The organism is Shinella sp. 838, from assembly GCF_029623935.1.
Lineage (GTDB): Bacteria > Pseudomonadota > Alphaproteobacteria > Rhizobiales > Rhizobiaceae > Shinella.
Genome location: NZ_JARSBQ010000023.1, coordinates 15694 through 31539 on the forward strand (window position 1 = coordinate 15694; position 15846 = coordinate 31539).

General features: G+C 56.9%; 14 protein-coding genes. 5 read left to right on the plus strand and 9 right to left on the minus strand.

Going from position 1 to position 15846, the window contains the following annotated elements; genetic code table 11:
• Positions 1 to 5: 5 nt before the first annotated feature.
• Both rfbC and rfbA read right to left on the minus strand, forming a co-directional pair.
• Positions 6 to 566, minus strand: coding sequence for a dTDP-4-dehydrorhamnose 3,5-epimerase (gene rfbC, locus P9A16_RS33300; protein WP_278026439.1), 561 nt, complete (start codon positions 564 to 566; stop codon positions 6 to 8).
• Complete coding sequence (gene rfbA / locus P9A16_RS33305) at positions 563 to 1447, minus strand: glucose-1-phosphate thymidylyltransferase RfbA (RefSeq protein ID WP_278026440.1); 885 nt, start codon at positions 1445 to 1447, stop codon at positions 563 to 565. Before rfbA ends, rfbC begins: the two co-directional genes overlap by 4 nt.
• A 170-nt stretch (positions 1448 to 1617) precedes the next feature.
• Between rfbA and rfbB the strand changes: the two genes are divergently transcribed.
• From rfbB to P9A16_RS33320, 3 genes are read left to right on the plus strand one after another with little or no spacing between them, the layout of a single operon-like run.
• The gene (gene rfbB / locus P9A16_RS33310) at positions 1618 to 2685 is read left to right on the plus strand and encodes a dTDP-glucose 4,6-dehydratase (protein ID WP_278026441.1); all 1068 of its coding nucleotides are present in this window, start codon (positions 1618 to 1620) and stop codon (positions 2683 to 2685) included.
• A gap of 6 nt (positions 2686 to 2691) precedes the next feature.
• The gene (gene rfbD / locus P9A16_RS33315; protein ID WP_278026442.1) at positions 2692 to 3612 is read left to right on the plus strand and encodes a dTDP-4-dehydrorhamnose reductase; all 921 of its coding nucleotides are present in this window, start codon (positions 2692 to 2694) and stop codon (positions 3610 to 3612) included.
• 13 nt (positions 3613 to 3625) lie between these two features.
• On the plus strand, positions 3626 to 4960 hold the full coding sequence (locus P9A16_RS33320; protein ID WP_278026443.1) for a hypothetical protein: 1335 nt from the start codon (positions 3626 to 3628) through the stop codon (positions 4958 to 4960).
• Between the two features lie 76 nt (positions 4961 to 5036).
• On the opposite strand, the gene P9A16_RS33325 is transcribed toward P9A16_RS33320, so the two are convergent.
• Positions 5037 to 6038, minus strand: a complete 1002-nt coding sequence (locus P9A16_RS33325; RefSeq protein ID WP_278026444.1) for a class I SAM-dependent methyltransferase — start codon at positions 6036 to 6038, stop codon at positions 5037 to 5039.
• A 112-nt stretch (positions 6039 to 6150) separates the two neighbouring features.
• Positions 6151 to 7263: a M23 family metallopeptidase gene (locus P9A16_RS33330; RefSeq protein ID WP_278026445.1), complete on the minus strand. Its 1113-nt coding sequence runs from the start codon at positions 7261 to 7263 to the stop codon at positions 6151 to 6153.
• Between P9A16_RS33330 and P9A16_RS33335 the strand changes: the two genes are divergently transcribed.
• Positions 7256 to 8977 carry a beta-1,6-N-acetylglucosaminyltransferase gene (locus P9A16_RS33335; RefSeq protein WP_278026446.1) on the plus strand — a complete coding sequence of 574 codons (1722 nt, stop codon included), beginning with the start codon at positions 7256 to 7258 and terminating at the stop codon, positions 8975 to 8977. The genes P9A16_RS33330 and P9A16_RS33335 overlap by 8 nt on opposite strands.
• Positions 8970 to 9977, plus strand: coding sequence for a glycosyltransferase family 2 protein (locus P9A16_RS33340; protein WP_278026447.1), 1008 nt, complete (start codon positions 8970 to 8972; stop codon positions 9975 to 9977). The genes P9A16_RS33335 and P9A16_RS33340 overlap by 8 nt, the downstream gene beginning before the upstream one ends.
• 28 nt (positions 9978 to 10005) lie before the next feature.
• On the opposite strand, the gene P9A16_RS33345 is transcribed toward P9A16_RS33340, so the two are convergent.
• The 5 genes from P9A16_RS33345 to P9A16_RS33365 form a co-directional block, all read right to left on the minus strand.
• On the minus strand, positions 10006 to 10746 hold the full coding sequence (locus P9A16_RS33345; RefSeq protein ID WP_278026448.1) for a sulfotransferase: 741 nt from the start codon (positions 10744 to 10746) through the stop codon (positions 10006 to 10008).
• Positions 10661 to 12520, minus strand: a complete 1860-nt coding sequence (locus P9A16_RS33350) for a hypothetical protein (protein WP_278026449.1) — start codon at positions 12518 to 12520, stop codon at positions 10661 to 10663. The genes P9A16_RS33345 and P9A16_RS33350 overlap by 86 nt, the downstream gene beginning before the upstream one ends.
• Before the next feature lie 48 nt (positions 12521 to 12568).
• The gene (locus tag P9A16_RS33355; protein ID WP_278026450.1) at positions 12569 to 13795 is read right to left on the minus strand and encodes a glycosyltransferase; all 1227 of its coding nucleotides are present in this window, start codon (positions 13793 to 13795) and stop codon (positions 12569 to 12571) included.
• An 89-nt stretch (positions 13796 to 13884) separates the two neighbouring features.
• Positions 13885 to 15267, minus strand: a complete 1383-nt coding sequence (locus P9A16_RS33360; protein ID WP_278026451.1) for an HlyD family type I secretion periplasmic adaptor subunit — start codon at positions 15265 to 15267, stop codon at positions 13885 to 13887.
• A 15-nt stretch (positions 15268 to 15282) separates the two neighbouring features.
• On the minus strand, positions 15283 to 15642 hold the full coding sequence (locus tag P9A16_RS33365; protein WP_278026452.1) for an ATP-binding cassette domain-containing protein: 360 nt from the start codon (positions 15640 to 15642) through the stop codon (positions 15283 to 15285).
• Between the last annotated feature and the right edge of the window lie 204 nt (positions 15643 to 15846).

The window sequence follows — 15846 nt, forward strand, 5'->3', positions numbered from 1 at the left end:
CCGATCTATTGCCAGGAAAAGACGTCCGCTTCCGCCAGCCGGGCGGCAGCGAGATCCTTGTCGGACAGTTGCAGGTCGCCAGCGGCGATCGGCCAGTCGATGGCGATGTCGGGGTCGTCGTAACGGATCGATCGGTCATGCTCGGGCGAATAGTAGTCCGTCACCTTGTAGACGACCTCCGTATTCTCGGTAAGCGTGACGAAGCCGTGGGCGAACCCCTTGGGAACCAGGAGCTGGTTCCATTTTTCTGCAGAAAGCTCGACGCCGACCCATTGGGCGAAGGTCGGAGACCCCTTGCGGATATCGACCGCCACATCGAAGATCGCTCCACGAACGACACGGACGAGCTTGTCCTGCGCCCGCGGGGGCAGTTGATAATGCAGCCCACGTAGCACGCCGCGCCTTGCGGACAGGGAATGATTGTCCTGCACGAAGGTGAGGTCGATGCCGGAGCTCGCGAGCCGGGCGGCGTTGTAGGTCTCGGAAAAGAAGCCACGCGCATCGCCGAAGCGGGCGGGCACGATTTCGAGCACGCCGTCGAGCCTGGTGGGACGTATCTCGCTCATGCCGTGCCGAGCTCCCGGGCGCGCCGACGCAGGTAGTTGGCGTATTCGCTGCGCCCCATCTGCTCGGCCCGCTGCAGCATCCTGTCGACCGGCAGCCAACCCATTTCCACGCCAATCTCCTCCGGGCAAGCGATCTTGATGCCCTGCCGGTGTTCGATGGTCCTTACGAAGGCGGAAGCCTCGTGCAGGCTGTCGAGCGTACCGGTGTCGAGCCAGGCATAACCGCGGCCGAGCTGTTTCACATGCAGCTTGCCCCGTTCGAGATAGGTGCTGTTGACGGTGGTGATTTCCAGTTCGCCGCGGGCGGACGGGGTGATGGAGGCGGCGATGTCGACAACGTCGTTGTCATAGAAATAGAGCCCGGTCACGGCCCAGCTCGATTTCGGGACGACGGGTTTTTCCTCGATGGATAGCGCCGTGCCGCCGGCGTCGAACTCCACCACGCCGTAACGCTGCGGGTCGTTGACGTAATAGGCGAAGACGGACGCGCCGCTTTCACGCGCTGCCGCCTGTCGGCAGAGGTCCGAAAGCCCGTCGCCGAAGAAGATGTTGTCGCCGAGAACCATGGCAACCGAGGAGGAGCCGATGAACTCCCGGCCGATGATGAAGGCTTCGGCGAGCCCGTTCGGCTGGGGCTGCACGGCGTAGGAAAGCTCGATGCCGAAATCCGATCCGTCGCCGAGCAGTTCCTGGAACAGCGGCAGGTCGCGCGGCGTAGAGATGATGAGGATCTCGCGGATGCCCGCCAGCATGAGCACGCTGAGAGGGTAGTAGATCATTGGTTTGTCGTAGATCGGCAGGATCTGCTTCGAAACCGCGATGGTGAGAGGATAAAGGCGCGTGCCGCTTCCCCCCGCCAGAATGATACCTTTGAACGCCATGTAGGATAGACCAGTCACCAACGGAAAATCGCGCCGAACCTCGCATGGATGAGGGCCGCGTTGCAACACTTGCGCACATCCAAAGGTACCGGCCTGTCCTTGCCCTGAAACTTCCCCTTCGGTTAAAGGTGAAGCCTCGCACTTCAGGGGAAGCGGACAGGAAAGCTCGCATGCGCGTACTCGTCACCGGCGGAGCCGGCTTCATTGGATCGGCCGTCGTCCGGCACCTCGTTCTGGAAAAGCGCTATGAGGTCCTGAACGTCGACAAGCTTACCTATGCCGGCACGGAGACGTCTTTGCAGGCCGTTCGCGGGGCGCCCAACTATCGTTTCTTGCGCGCCGATATCTGCGATGGCGAAACCCTGTCGCGAACACTTATGGATTTCCAGCCCGACCGGATCATGCATCTCGCCGCCGAAAGCCATGTCGACCGTTCGATCAACGGGGCGCAGGACTTCATCAACACCAACATCCTCGGCACCTTCACGCTTCTGGAATGCGCCCGGGCTTACTGGAGCGCTCTGGAGGGAGAACGAAAGCAGGCTTTCCGCTTTCTGCATGTCTCGACGGATGAGGTCTATGGATCGCTCGGGGAAGAAGGCCTTTTCAGCGAAACGACGGCCTATGATCCAAGTTCGCCCTATTCGGCCTCCAAGGCGGCCTCTGACCATCTCGTCAAAGCGTGGGAACGCACCTATGGCCTGCCGGTGGTCGTCTCCAACTGCTCCAACAATTACGGCCCTTACCATTTCCCGGAAAAACTGATCCCGCTTGTCATCCTCAACGCCATGGAGGGCAAGCCGCTGCCGGTCTATGGCAACGGCGCGAATGTGCGGGACTGGCTTTATGTCGAGGACCACGCCCGCGCCCTCGACATCATCGCGGAGCGCGGCCGGATCGGAGAGACCTACAATGTCGGCGGCCGTAACGAGCGGCGGAACATCGACGTGGTGACGCGGATCTGCGGCCTGATGGACGGTTTTCGCCCGCGCGCAACGCTGCATCGCGACCTCATCACCTATGTGACGGACCGGCCGGGCCATGACGCCCGCTATGCGATCGATGCGACGAAGCTTGAAACGGAGCTGGGCTGGCGGGCTGAGGAGACGTTCGAGACCGGCATCGAAAAGACGGTGTGCTGGTATCTCGACAATGAATGGTGGTGGGGCCCCCTGCGCGAGCGTTATTCCGGCGCGCGGCTTGGCCTGTCCGGCCATGCGCAGAAAACCGGCGTGTGAAGCGAAATGGGCGGCAAGTGCAAGCGCATGGTTGTGACGGGTCGCGAGGGCCAGGTCGTTCGCTCTCTTCTGGAGCGCGGAGCCTTGAACGATCGCTTCGAGATCGTGGCGCTGGGGCGCCCCGAGATCGACCTTCGCAATCCGGATGGGGTCGGTGCGGTCCTCCGGCTGGCGCAGCCCGATATCATCGTTTCCGCAGCCGCCTATACGGCGGTGGACCGTGCGGAGACCGAGGAGGTGGAGGCCCACGCTATCAATGCCATTGCCCCCGGGCGGATCGCCGGTGTTGCGGGTGACCTTGGTATCCCGGTCATCCACCTTTCCACGGATTACGTGTTTGATGGCGAAAAGCCTGGGCCCTATCTGGAAACGGATCCGGTTGGGCCGGCGAGCGCTTACGGCCGAACGAAACTCGCCGGCGAGCGCGCCGTGGCGGAGGCAACGGACAATCACGTCATCCTGCGCACGGCCTGGGTCTATAGTCCTTTCGGCAGGAACTTCCTGAAGACCATGCTCACGCTCGCGGAGAGCCGCGATCAGATCAATGTGGTGGACGATCAGCGCGGCAATCCCACCTTGGCGCTCGATATCGCCGATGGAATCCTGGCGATCGCCGGCAATCTCCTCGACAGCGATGCCCTGCAGCTTCGCGGGATCTTCCATATGACGGGCGCGGGTTCGGCAAGTTGGGCGGATTTTGCAACAGAAATATTCGCTGCCTCCGCCAAGCGGTGCGGCCCTTCGGCCGCTGTCGGACGGATACCGTCCTCAGCCTATCCGACGCCCGCTCGCCGCCCCGCCAATTCGCAGCTCAATTGTGGGAAATTGGATTGGGCTCACGGGGTACGCCTCAGTGGCTGGAAATATGCGATGGCCGAAACGGTCGAACGCCTTATCACGGAGAAGGTCGCGGGCGAGAGCACGTGACGATGGAGGTCTCATGAACGCTCTCAAGCAGGATATGTCCACGCTTGTCGAATGCTACTCCAATACGGATGTTCCGACCTTAACGGATACCAGCTTGGATCTACATCGGTCTTTTGAAGAGCAGATATTGATATTCGGGACTGCAGCGCGCCGTGGCACTCATATGCCAAGACTGGGGGAATATCTTCTCGAGAATGTGACGACCGTTGCGCCGGCTGTTCTGACGCAGCAAGGTCTGACGGAATTGTTCTGGTTTTTGTTCTCGCAGAAAGCGTGGGAGAAGATAGATTGGTTGTTGAAAACGGCTGATCTCAGAGATCTTCCTGACCATATCGCCGATCTTTGCTTCTTGGCATTTTACAGAATGCAGAAGAACCGGTTGATGAGTGGAAAGGGCGGACAGTTTTTCAAGAGAGATGCTGATATTGTCCGTAAGCGCCTTGCCGAAGTCTGGCCGAATGCCAGGATACGGCACGAAGCATTTGAGGCGATGCTGCAGCATGTCTTGGGGGAAACCAATGAGGCGAGAAGGATGTTCTCAGCACTCGACGGGACGGTGTTCATCGAGCCGTTCGCTGGAATCTCTAGTGTCTTGATGCATCCTGTTGGTGTGGCCTGCCCGGACGGTGCGTCGCTTGAAATAATTCCATGTCGGGCAAATCACGTGACCCTTCTTTCATTGGACCGGTCCTATTTTGAAAAGTACGCATTTCTGGCAGCGCGCAGATATGCACGTACCAATTCTAGCAACGGGCTTCACTTTCACTGCGTGGGTTTCGACCCTCGAGAGACGATTGCCGGTTGGGGATTGCCGGTAGAAATTGGCGTGACGATTGATAGGGAGGACCTGCATGCGTTGAACCTCCGCCAGCAGCGTGGTTATTTCGCCAGTGCGCGCTTCCTGCATCTTTCTCGATATATAGACCTGTACCAGTCGGTGTTTGTTGCCGATGTCGATGGGCATGTCTCAAGGGATGTGGCGTCGATGGCCGAAGAACATCAAGATGTCGACATTATAATGACGACGAAACTGTTTGAGCCAGGCAGGGATATAACGCGCCTACCATGGGAGGCTGTTAGCGCTGGTTCACTCCTTGTACGCGCTACGGCAGGAGGTAGGAAGTTTGCACAGCAACTGGGAGCGTATTTGCACAGCGTCGTCCAGAACGGAAAAGCACAAGGCCGCCCGATCTGGTACGCAGATCAAACGGCCTTATTTTATTGCTGGTACGATGCACCTGCTGATGTGCGGTTCGCCACCTTCACGAAATTTGCCTTTGTCCAAAGAGGATCCTGGCAGCTTTTTGAAGGGGAGCGTGAGCGGTTGCAGTTCTTGGCCACTGATTGAACCCGGCATATGTTGGGCTAACCGGGGTTGACGTCAGACGGTGAGCGCTTTCATCTTTCAAGGAAAAGCAAAAATTCTAGTCACGCCGAACGATATATAGGTCGTGACGGTTTCCGGTTCGCCCAACAGATCGGCTTACAATTGACAGGTCTGGGGGAAGCATGGTTTTCAGATATTCGGGAGAAACAAACATCAGTCCCCAATCTGCAGTATCTGCATTTTTGATCAAATGCAGGTCTGGTTGGTATCCGATTTCCTTGAAAGCCTGGAAATAATAACCTGTCTTATCGTAAGTATTCACTAAATCCATAAGGAAGCCTTCACGAGTCCAGCTTTCATGTCCTGTATACCGTTCATATCGTGGGCTCGGAACATTCAGGAGGATACGGGAGGCAACATCATGAGGACCATGGGTCGAGAAAAGGAAATGCCCACCTTTTTTCAGGACTCGCCCCATCTCCGCAAACCACCGCCGTCCCGCGCTGGGTGAAAAATGCGTCCAGATGCTCTTGGCGATAATGATATCGAACTGCCCGTCATCAAACGGTAGCGGTGGGAGCTGCTTGCTGACCACGGCGCTTACATCGGCAACGTTTTTTTGAAGCCAGTCAATCGAGACCTCTGCCGGGTCGGCGCCGAAAAGTTGCAGCTCCGAAGCAAAGGCTCGCCGTAGTACGGCGAGGTTACGCCCTGAGCTGCATCCGAAATCAAGAAGGTTCCCTTTGATCTCAATGCCGGCGGACAACAACTCACTCAGCACCATGTCCGTATTCTTAAAGTCGTAGAAGATACGGTATTGTCCCGGCACGAAGTGTATGTGGGATGGTGGAATATCGATGGCGAGGTCTGCGCGAACTCTTTGGTCCTGAGGCGCAGACACCAGCCATTTGCTCAATTGGGTATACGGGCGGTCGTCATTCTCCGATTTTGTCAGTTGGCCATCAGCAATGATTTCAGCAATGATTCGGCTGGAAGCAGGCGAGAGCCGAGGATGCATGTCTCGTTGAAGAGTTCCATCGTTTTCCCATACGATTTCTGCGTGGTGCTCCTTAAAAAATTTCTCAAAAAGTGCTTCCACTGTATTTTCCCTATCTGCATATCCGGATCTGCCACCATTACCTGCAGATCCTTGTAAAGGCCAGACAGTGGGCTGAAGTCGGTTACAGCGCAGCCTTGGGTTTATATTGCTCTTATTGAACAGTGGCGACTGAGCTAGCGCTTTTCACAGTGATGCCTTCCTGCTCGACGGAAACATTGATTTCATAGCGTCCTGGAGGAAGGTTGCGCTTTTTACCGGCGAAGGCCGAGTAGGTGGCCTTGTTTCGATCGAGCGGCTCGCTCGTGTGATCGACCAGGGTGTTTCCCTTGTCGTCCTTCAGGGCGAACTTGATGATGTCGCCTTTTCTGAGATTGGCGAACCAGGACCAGACGACGAAAACGCTGTCGCGCGAGGAAACCTGCGGTGGCGGGCCGTCGTTGACGAGCGACTGGTGGTCGATCGGCTTACCGGCGAGGCCCGATGCGAGGATGTCGGGCTTTTTCAGGTCGATCTTCTCGACGATATCGGGGGCAAAGAGAGAGGCTTCCTGCTGGAAGGCCTGCGTGCATCCCCCCGAAAGCTTGCGTCCCGTCAGGGGATCGAGCGTTTCCCCGTTTCGGGAAACAGTGATGTGGACATGCGGGAACTGGGCAAGCCCGGAAGAACCCACATCCCCGAGACGGTCGCCCTTGCGTACATCCGTTCCCGGTTTGACGGCAAGACTTCCCTTCTTGAGATGGCAATATTGGACCTCGTAGCCATCCTCCAGCTGCATGACCAGACCGTTGCCGCATTCCTTCCCGGAGATCTTCGCCCTGTCTTCCTCGGTCTCGACAAGATGATCCATCTCCCCGTCCCTGACGCGCAGCACCTTGCCGTCGGCAACGGCGATGACGGGGTAACCCTTCTCCATATCCTTCAGCGAAAGGATGCGCAGGTCGGTTCCCTTGTGCCCGTCATAGGACTGGCCACCGCATAATGGGTCGGCAGTGCCGGCCCCCGCATCCATGTCGGGATATTGCTGCATAAAGCACGTCTTGCCGAGCTCACATTGGGCCGGCAGGCCAAGCTCGATCGCCAAGGCGGGTGCGGCGAAAAAAAGAGGCGTGAGAAGGGCTGAGCCCAAAAGGGGGAAAAGAGTTCGCAAAGGTTTTTCCTGAATTGAGGGAAAGACAACAGGACATATGGAACGGCTGGCAGTTGACGGCTGGCGTGGCGAAGCTCTACCTAGCAAGCCGCAAGGAGACAGGCGGAATATGGCCATTTTAGCGTTCGTCTTGATAGCGCACGAGTCGGCGGAGGTGGTCGGAAAATCGATCGACATGCTGTTGAAGGCCGACGGCGAATGTGTGGTCTGTGTTCATTACGACGGCAACTCGTCTCTCAAGGAATTTGCCGAACTCAAGCGACGCTATGGCGCAAGCGACCGGGTCCTTCTCGTGGAGAACAGGGCCCGTTGCGGTTGGGGCCAGTTTGGGCTCGTTGACGGAACGATCCGCGCGCTGCGCCTGCTCGCCGCATCCGGAAAAGCCTATAGCCACGCCTATCTGGTCAGTTGTTCCTGCTGGCCGATCCGGCCGCTTGTCGAGCTCAGACAGTTTCTTGACCGGAACGACGACGTCGACTTCATCGAAAGCCATGACGAGCGCTGGATGACGGGCGGCCTGCGGGAAGAGCGTTACACTTTGCGCCACCCCTTCAGCTTCACCCGCCAGCGCGCCCTGTTCGAGGCGGGCGTTCGCCTGCAGCGCAAGCTTAGGATCAGGCGGAAAATCCCGGCCGGGCTCAGCCCGCGCTACGGGTCGCAATGGTGGTGCCTGCGGCGGGAAACAATCATCGGGATCTTGCGTTGGGTGGAGGAGAACCCTGCCGCTTATGCGTTTTACCGGCAGGTCTGGATTCCCGATGAAACCTTCTTCCAGACGATTGCCCATACACTCGGCGGTGCCATAGCGCGCGGTTATATTCCGACGCTCTATACGTTCAACGTCCATGGCAAGCCGATCGTCTTTTACGACGACCATCTCGCCTGGTTGCAGCAGCAGCCCCATTTTTTCGCCCGGAAGGTTGCCCTGTCGGCGGAGCGTTGTCGTGCCGCACTTTTCTCGCTCGCCTGTTCGCCATCCCCGACGGGGCAGCCGGTCATTGATGTCCCGAAGTTCGCGACGCGAATTCCGCCTGCGACAAGGACCGAACCATACTATGGCCGGATGTTCGAACCGGGCTCGGGCGTGCGAAACTGGCCGAAGAATCTGGAAACGATGCGTCAGGCGAGCGTGGTTCTCTACGGCCCTCCATCGCTGACGCGGCTTGCCGCCGAAACACTGCGCGCTTCAGGCGGCCTCACCGTGTTGGGGCGGCTTTTCCATCCCGACCGGATCGAGTTCCAGCCGGGCCGATCCGATTTCCACGGGTTGAATTCCGGTGAGATTGCCCTTCGCGACTACGACCGGCCCCTCTATCTGTCGCGGGTCTTGTCTCGCTGCCCGGCGTTGCCTGTCTTTGAGCTGTGCCCCGGCGACGACCCCGCTCTCGAGAGGCTCGTTTTGGAGAAGGAGGAGAGTTTCGTGGCGATCCCGCTCGTCCCGGGCGGGCGATCACCCGCCTGGCGCGCGTTGTTCTGGTATCTGGCCTTGCCGGAGCAGCAACGGGTTGCCATTGGCGCCGCGACAAACCGGTTCGATCGCTTCCGGCGTACGGAAGAGGCGGCCGCGAAATATTTCGGCCAGAAACATGTGGCGGCGATGGAGAGAAAACTGTTCGGCGCTGCAGCCGGCGAGACCCTGGTGTTTTCCGGCGCGGGCGGCGTGCCAGATCCCGAATGGAAGGCTGCGCTGCGGTTCCTGCATGGGGGGCGGATTGAGCCGCTTCTCACAGCCCTCGACGGGCTGGCCGGAGTTTTCAGTAAGCAGGACTGGCGAAAGCTTGCGCCGTCTTTCTCTGAGGAAGATGCGGGATTTGCGGCAAGCCATGGCTAGAAAAATCAAGCATCGCCTCGTCAGCAGCCGCGCCTATAATTTCATCCTCACACACTGGCAGAATCTTCGCTTCGGTGGCCAGTTGCGTTGCGTGCAAAATCGCCTTCGCAAGAATGATCCCTGCGTGCTTTTTAGCTGCATACGCAACGAGATGCACCGGATCGATTTCTTCTATCGTTATTACAAGGACCTTGGCGTCGATCACTTCGTTTTTGTCGATAACGGCTCCACAGACGGATTTCTGGAATGGAGCGCCGGCAAGAACGACGTGTCAGTCTGGCATACCGACAGGAGTTACAAGAAGGCTGGCTTCGGTATCTACTGGTGCAACTACCTTCTTCGGAAGTACGGGACGGACAAGCTCTGCGTGACCGTCGATCCGGACGAGTTCCTCGTCTACCCCCACATGGAGAGCCGCTCGATCAAGGATCTCGGCCAGCACCTCAAGGAAATCGGCTGGCCCTGCCTGCATGTGTTGATGCTGGATGCCTATAGCGCCCGCTCGATCGACGAGACGACAATGGCGCCCGGTGACGATCCTTTCACCCTCTGCCCCTATTTCGACCGCGACGGCTATGTGCAACGGTCGAATTATATGTCGGGCACCTTCGTGCAGGGCGGTCCGCGGCTGCGCGCTTTTAATCGTGAGACGCCGAAGGAGGCCCCTGCCCTCAACAAGATGCCGGTTGCCTGGTGGCGGAAGCATTATCGCTATCAGAGCTCCGCACATCTCATGTGGCCCTGGTCCCTCAACAAAACGTCCATGAAAACCGGCATTCCTCTGTCGGGCGCCCTTTTCCACTTCAAGTTCGTCTCTTCCCTTCAAGAGAAAGTGGAGGAGGAGATGAGCCGCGGCCAGCACTATGGTGGCAGCCGGGAGTACCGACGCTACAAGGAAAATATCGCCGCGACCCTTTATCAGGAAGGCGTCAGTGTGAAGTATGAGAACACTGAGCAACTCGTGAAGCTGGGCTTGGTGCATATGGGAGAATGGGTTTGATTTTACTGCCCCGCCTTGACCGGCCCATTCAATAGGAGTGACGGGTCTCCATGACCTTCTTATAGGTTTCGGGATCGAACGGAACACCGAGGAACTCCGTCAGCTTGCGGGCATGCTCTGGTCCCTTGACCAACTCTTCATATTCGACATGAAAGGCGTTTGGCGACGCGGCAAAGGCATTGTCTCGCAACCGCTGGTCCATGCTGCGGATGGTAGCGTAGGAATGGGCGGTATCCTTCCACCAGCTGCTCTTGGAGGTGGCGAGGATGTCGCGGTGGTTGAAGATGATCTTCACATCCCCGAAGACTTCTGTGACGTCGGACAGGAAGGCGTCGAAATCTTTGATTTCGTTCCAGTTGATCCGGATCTCCTTGCACCCGACGACCTTCGTGTCCGCCGGTGGATTGAGAATGGATTCCACGAAAATCTTGCGCAGGGTGCTGCGCATCTCGTCGGGTTTGATCAGGTCTGCCCCATACCAGGGGTGAACTGCCAGCATGGATTTCTTGGCGACCTGCCCTTTAGTTTCCTTGGCGGAGCGGTAGAAGTTACACAGATGCGCGAGTGCATTGTAATTTTCCCCGCGGATGCAGAAGCCCGGCAAGCTGTTGAGATACCCCATCAGCAAGGTCGAGCCGGAACGGCCATACGTAAAAATGAAGACGTAGCGATAGGGGTCGTGCTTACTGGGCGCCTTCTTCGGGAAATTCGAAGCGCCAGCGATTTTTGGCGTCGAGAGTTTGTTGATTAAGCTTCGAAATAATTTCATAGAGTTCAAAGGTCCTTTCAACGCTGGACACGTCGCTGATGACCGCACCCTCGTAGTCCCGGTCGTCCTTGATATAGATCTCCCGGATCGAGAGGAATTTCGAATTCAGGGCGGTGGCTTCCAGGCCGTTGGCGCTCATGACCCGGCCGGTCGCGTAGTCTTCCAGTATGTGCTGATATTTCGGGAGTGGCGTCGATGCAATAAGGTTTGCCGCCTTGCGGCTCAGGAAATATCCGCCTTGCCCGTCATACCAAGTCTGCTCGGGATCTATCTCGAAGATCAGGCCGGCAAGCTGCTTGTTGAAGACAGCTGTGCTGTGCCAGTCGAAAGCGGTACGGCTGCCCAGATTTACGTCGCTGCCGATATAGTCGAATTTCTCATAGGCGAATTCTAGAAGCTTCTGAACGTTGAGGAGGCAATCGTCGTCGAGCTTGAAATAATGGTCGGCGTCGACGATGTGCAAGGCGGCGGAAACGCCGTGCCAGATCTTGTGTGAGAGATATTCATAGGTATCGGGAACCGGCAGAATCAGCCGGTCCTCGACGAGGACCGCTTCGGGTTGCTCGGGGTGGCCCTCGATGAAGTAGACGTCGATATTAGCAAGACGCGCATCCTTGGCCCAGGTGTCGCGAATGGCCTGCTGCTTGTGGCGATTCTTCTTGCAGCTTACGACGAGCACAGCGAGCTTGCCGCGCCGCTGTATGGCGGTCGTCTTCTTATGATCGCGCAGTAGAATCGGAGCGCTCGCCAGTTGCACGTCGTCCATATCCCAGACCAGGCTCGCCTTCGACGTGGGCGCCGGGACATGGAGAGGATGGCGGCCGGCGATATCTTCAGCCGATAGGCGTAGCTTCCCGCCGACGTCCACGAAGTATGTCTGCTTTCCGATCGAGAGCGCCTGCAGGTCTCCGGGATGCGCTTCATCGAGCAGAAGAAAGTCGTCCGTCCGACTGCGCAGCCGCTTGTCGCGGACAACGGCGGTTAGGCGGTCTGGATCGGTCTGCGAATCGAGGAGGATGATATTGCGGTGGCGCACCTCGGAAAGAACCCTGTTCATGAACAGGGCACCCTTAAGCTTACGCAAGGCGCCATCGCTTTTGACGGTCATTTCGACGACTGACGTACGGATATTGAAGCAAGTGCTCTGCAGTCCGACGAAGAAGCTGTGCCGGAACAAGCTCGAGTTGTGAATGATGACGAGAAGCTCATCGAGATAGGGATGGACCTTTTCGGCGAGGCGGCTGAAGGCCTCTTCGTTCCCATCCCAGAGATAGAGCGCCGAAAGTCCGGGTTTTAGGCCTTCCGCTTCCCCCAGCGCCCGTAGCCGAGAGCCGAGCCCCCTGCGGAACCTATATTCGGGAAAGAACCGCCAGCGCCGTGAAAGGGCCTCTGTGACCGGCTCGTCGTCGCCGATCGTCATGTAACGGAAATTGCTATAGACGCTCCAGACGATAGATTTCGGAAAAGCTTTGCAGGGAAACTCCAGCCGGAAATCCTTCAGTTCCAGGACGAAGGTTTCGCCGTCGAGAGAGAGCTTTCCCTTGATCGCCAGCCCCTTGAAGGGAAAATCGTGCACTTGCGGCTTGCCCCAGACGCCCGCATAACGGTCCTTGACGGAGAGCTGGCCCGCCTCCTTGTCGAATTCCACATGGAAGAGAACATCGTCGGCAAGACTATCCACGATGTGGAAATAAAGTCGCGCGTCCTTGTCAAGAGCGGAGACGGAGAAGTGAAGAGGGGTACTAAATTTCTTGACGATTTTGATTCTCTTCATTCTTCTATCTCCACTTCACGCGCTGTCATCTCAAAATCCCGATTGAAATTATGCCGTAAGCATTGATCCGTTTGCCACACGCTCAATCAGGCTGAAATATTGCTTGGTGAGATCCTTCATATCGTAGCGCTCCAGCATATGTTCTCGCGCTCGCTCCCGGAGTGGGACATAGCGCGCTTGGTCTGCAAGCACATCCGAAAGTCGTCCAGCTAGCACCTCTGGCTCAAAGAATGGTACGAGAAGGCCGTTTTCCCCGTCTTTTATGATTTCGCGCACCGGCTCTGTATCCGAGCCGACGATGAGCGCGCCGGTGCTCATGGCCTCCATCATGGACCAGGACAATACGAAGGGCACCGTTAAGTAAACATGGGCAGCGGAGACGCGCAGGGCATCGCGTAGAGTGCGTAGCGGCTGGCGGCCGAGGAAATGGATGCGGCTTTCGTCGAGGGAAAGGGTTTCCAGCACCCATTCCTTGTAGGTTTTCCCATCTGGGCGCTTGGTGCCATAGGCGACCCGATCCTCGCCGATGATGACGACATGGGCTTCCGGTCGGCTTTTCTGCAGGATTGCCACGGCCTCCATGAATTGCGGAAACCCGCGATAGGGCTCCATACCGCGCGCGATATAAGTGATGACTGGATCACCCTTGCGGAACACGAGATCGCCGACGGTGAAAGTGGTGGTGTCGCCCGGTGAGAAGTAATCCACATCAACTCCGTCATGCAGAACAGAGATGCGTTCGCGAAACTGCGGAGGAAACTGACTCTTTTGGAATTCAGTCGGGCATTGCCCCCAATCCATTGTGGCAAGGTCATGAAGAATTGCGGTATTCTTCATTCTAATTTTTAACTCGGCATCTGGCTTCTTTTTTTCTTCGTGATTAAGGAAAGACGAGTCTGATCCATAAGAGTGGTAGTACCATTCAAAATATGGCATGTATTTTGCTTTTGGCCAAAGGTCTTTTAGGAATATTCCGTCCCCAAATCCTGAATGGGCTAAAATAATATCAGGGTAGAATCCTTTTGCCTTTACTGGCATGAATGAAGTATAGGCGGCTTGGCCGCGGATGACAGAGGTTTCCGTATAGCTGAGCGCGGGATGGATATTATTGCGCGCTTCACGATGGGGTGTATAGCCTACGCGCTTGATGGAGGCTGGTTGCTTGTTTGACGCAAGCGAACCGGACAGCATATCGATATCCCGACGTCCCTTCAGATGATGGACAATGCGTGCGTACTGTCCAGGAAAATTATTATGAACGAACAGAATGCGCATGCGGCCTCTCTCGCGGTTATCGCCGAAAAAGCCTTTAAAGCAAGCGCTGGCCGAAGGGAACCGTGTTCTCCGGCCAGGTTACTGCCTCTTTAATCGTTATAGGTGCGCAGGGCAAAGCGGGTCACCGGATCAGCGAGATGCTGCAGAAGTGTCCGAGCCTCGGTCTGGAAAAACAGTTCGGCGACATTACCTGGTAAAATATTGCGGCCATGGCGCTCTTTTTCCATGCGGACACGGGCGATATAATAGGAAACGCGTGGATCCTCTGGCATAGCAACGGTATCGGCCGAGATATAAATGACCTTACCCTTCAGTGGAGGCGTTACAGTCGTTTGGTCGCTTGGGAAGATGATTTGAACTTCCTGGTCAACGAAGACCTTCGTTATATCTTTTGGCAGAATTGGTACTTCGAAGAGGAGCGGCGCATCCTGCGGCAAGATTTCAGCTATCTTCTCACCAGGCTGGACGACTGCGCCGATCGACTTGAAGGGCATGCTTAGCACGATACCATCCACAGGGGCGGCGATATCGGCGCGCCGTAAACGGTCGTTGAGCCGATTGATTACATCCTCGCTCTGGCTGAGCTTCTGCTGCAACTCCGTGATCTTTTGGCTGGTATTGGCCGCGTGTTCAGCAACGAGTCTTTGTTTCTCATCATTGAAGGAGCGGATATTGTGGTGAGATTTTTGCACCGTTGCCTGTGCATTTGATTTCTGCGCGTCAATCCGGGACATTTCGCGTTGAAGAGCAAGTACGCGTGCGCGCTGGGTAAGGCCTTTAGCGAGTAGATCTGCGAGGCCTGCCTCCTCCTTGATGAGGAGGTCTTTCTGCGCACCAAGGGCGGCGAGCTGGTCTTTTAGATAAACGAGGTCTTCCTCTTCGTTTGCGATTTTGCCGTCCAAGACCAACAGCTTCTGCTGAAGCGCCCGGCGAGTGTTTTTGAACTCATCAACCTGGCTTGCATATGCCTCAACGATGCGAGGATTATCTGCTACCGGAGCGAGCTTTTCCGCAACTACAGTAAAGGTTTCGGCTGTTGTGTTCCGCTCCGTGCGCCAACGCTCCAACTCAATGATGGCGAGTGCCCGTTCGATGTGCATTCGGTCGAGTTGCGAGCGATTAGCGGTCTCGTCCAGCTTGGCGATGATATCGCCGCGCCGGACAGTATCGCCCTCACGCACGTCGATTTCCTCAATAATGCCGCCTTCGAGATGTTGCACTATCCGATTGTTACCTTCGGTGATGACACGGCCACCTGCAATCAATGCTCCGCCAAGCTTAGCCGTCGCAGCCCACGCCCCACCGAAACCAAAGAGGGCAACAAGCACTATGCTGGCAACGAGCATGGGACCACGTCGGCTGGTTGGGATCGTGTCACTCCAGTTCTGAAGTGCTTCAAGGCGGAGGCTGGAAAGTGGCGGTGCGCTCGGACGGCTATCGTCCGTTCTTTGCGACAGGTTATCGTTGGACATCAATGTTCTTCCTAATCAGGAGGCCTTGTTGGGCACAGGGCGCACAAGTTTGCCGGGCATGACGTCGGCCGGATCGCCGTAGGCATCTACCTGCCCGCTCTTCAATACAAGAACCTTGTCGACATGATGAAGCAGTGAAAGTCGTTGGGTCACGACAATAGTGGCAATGCCAGCCGCTGCCGCTCGCTTCAGAGCACCGAATAGAATCTGTTCGCCATCCGTATCGAGACTTGCGTTGGGTTCATCAAGTATAACAAAGGCAGGCCCCCCATAATATGCCCTTGCAAGGCCGAGAAGCTGCTTTTGGCCTCCGGATGGCTGAAAACCGTTTCCGGAGATCACAGTATCGTAGCCTTCTGGAAAACGCATGATCATGTCATGGATGCCAACAAAGCGGGCGGCCTCGACAGCGAGCTCCGGTGGATCTGTCCCGGATCAGCGCCCTTGAGACAGAACTGGTTTAGTTGAGAAGAGAGGATTTTCGGCTCATCGTAGCTCTATCAAAGGAAGCGAAGATGAGACAGAAATCCGGGCCGCAGTCGTCAGCGGCTGAGAAGACGATCAAGGACATCCGCCGCG

Coding starts and splice junctions, on each gene's coding strand:
- rfbC (WP_278026439.1), bottom strand. CDS start 566: ATGAGCGAGATACGTCCCACCAGGCTCGACGGCGTGCTCGAAATCGTG.
- rfbA (WP_278026440.1), bottom strand. CDS start 1,447: ATGGCGTTCAAAGGTATCATTCTGGCGGGGGGAAGCGGCACGCGCCTT.
- rfbB (WP_278026441.1), top strand. CDS start 1,618: ATGCGCGTACTCGTCACCGGCGGAGCCGGCTTCATTGGATCGGCCGTC.
- rfbD (WP_278026442.1), top strand. CDS start 2,692: ATGGGCGGCAAGTGCAAGCGCATGGTTGTGACGGGTCGCGAGGGCCAG.
- P9A16_RS33320 (WP_278026443.1), top strand. CDS start 3,626: ATGAACGCTCTCAAGCAGGATATGTCCACGCTTGTCGAATGCTACTCC.
- P9A16_RS33335 (WP_278026446.1), top strand. CDS start 7,256: ATGGCCATTTTAGCGTTCGTCTTGATAGCGCACGAGTCGGCGGAGGTG.
- P9A16_RS33330 (WP_278026445.1), bottom strand. CDS start 7,263: ATGGCCATATTCCGCCTGTCTCCTTGCGGCTTGCTAGGTAGAGCTTCG.
- P9A16_RS33340 (WP_278026447.1), top strand. CDS start 8,970: ATGGCTAGAAAAATCAAGCATCGCCTCGTCAGCAGCCGCGCCTATAAT.
- P9A16_RS33345 (WP_278026448.1), bottom strand. CDS start 10,746: ATGAAATTATTTCGAAGCTTAATCAACAAACTCTCGACGCCAAAAATC.
- P9A16_RS33350 (WP_278026449.1), bottom strand. CDS start 12,520: ATGAAGAGAATCAAAATCGTCAAGAAATTTAGTACCCCTCTTCACTTC.
- P9A16_RS33355 (WP_278026450.1), bottom strand. CDS start 13,795: ATGCGCATTCTGTTCGTTCATAATAATTTTCCTGGACAGTACGCACGC.
- P9A16_RS33360 (WP_278026451.1), bottom strand. CDS start 15,267: ATGTCCAACGATAACCTGTCGCAAAGAACGGACGATAGCCGTCCGAGC.
- P9A16_RS33365 (WP_278026452.1), bottom strand. CDS start 15,642: ATGATCATGCGTTTTCCAGAAGGCTACGATACTGTGATCTCCGGAAAC.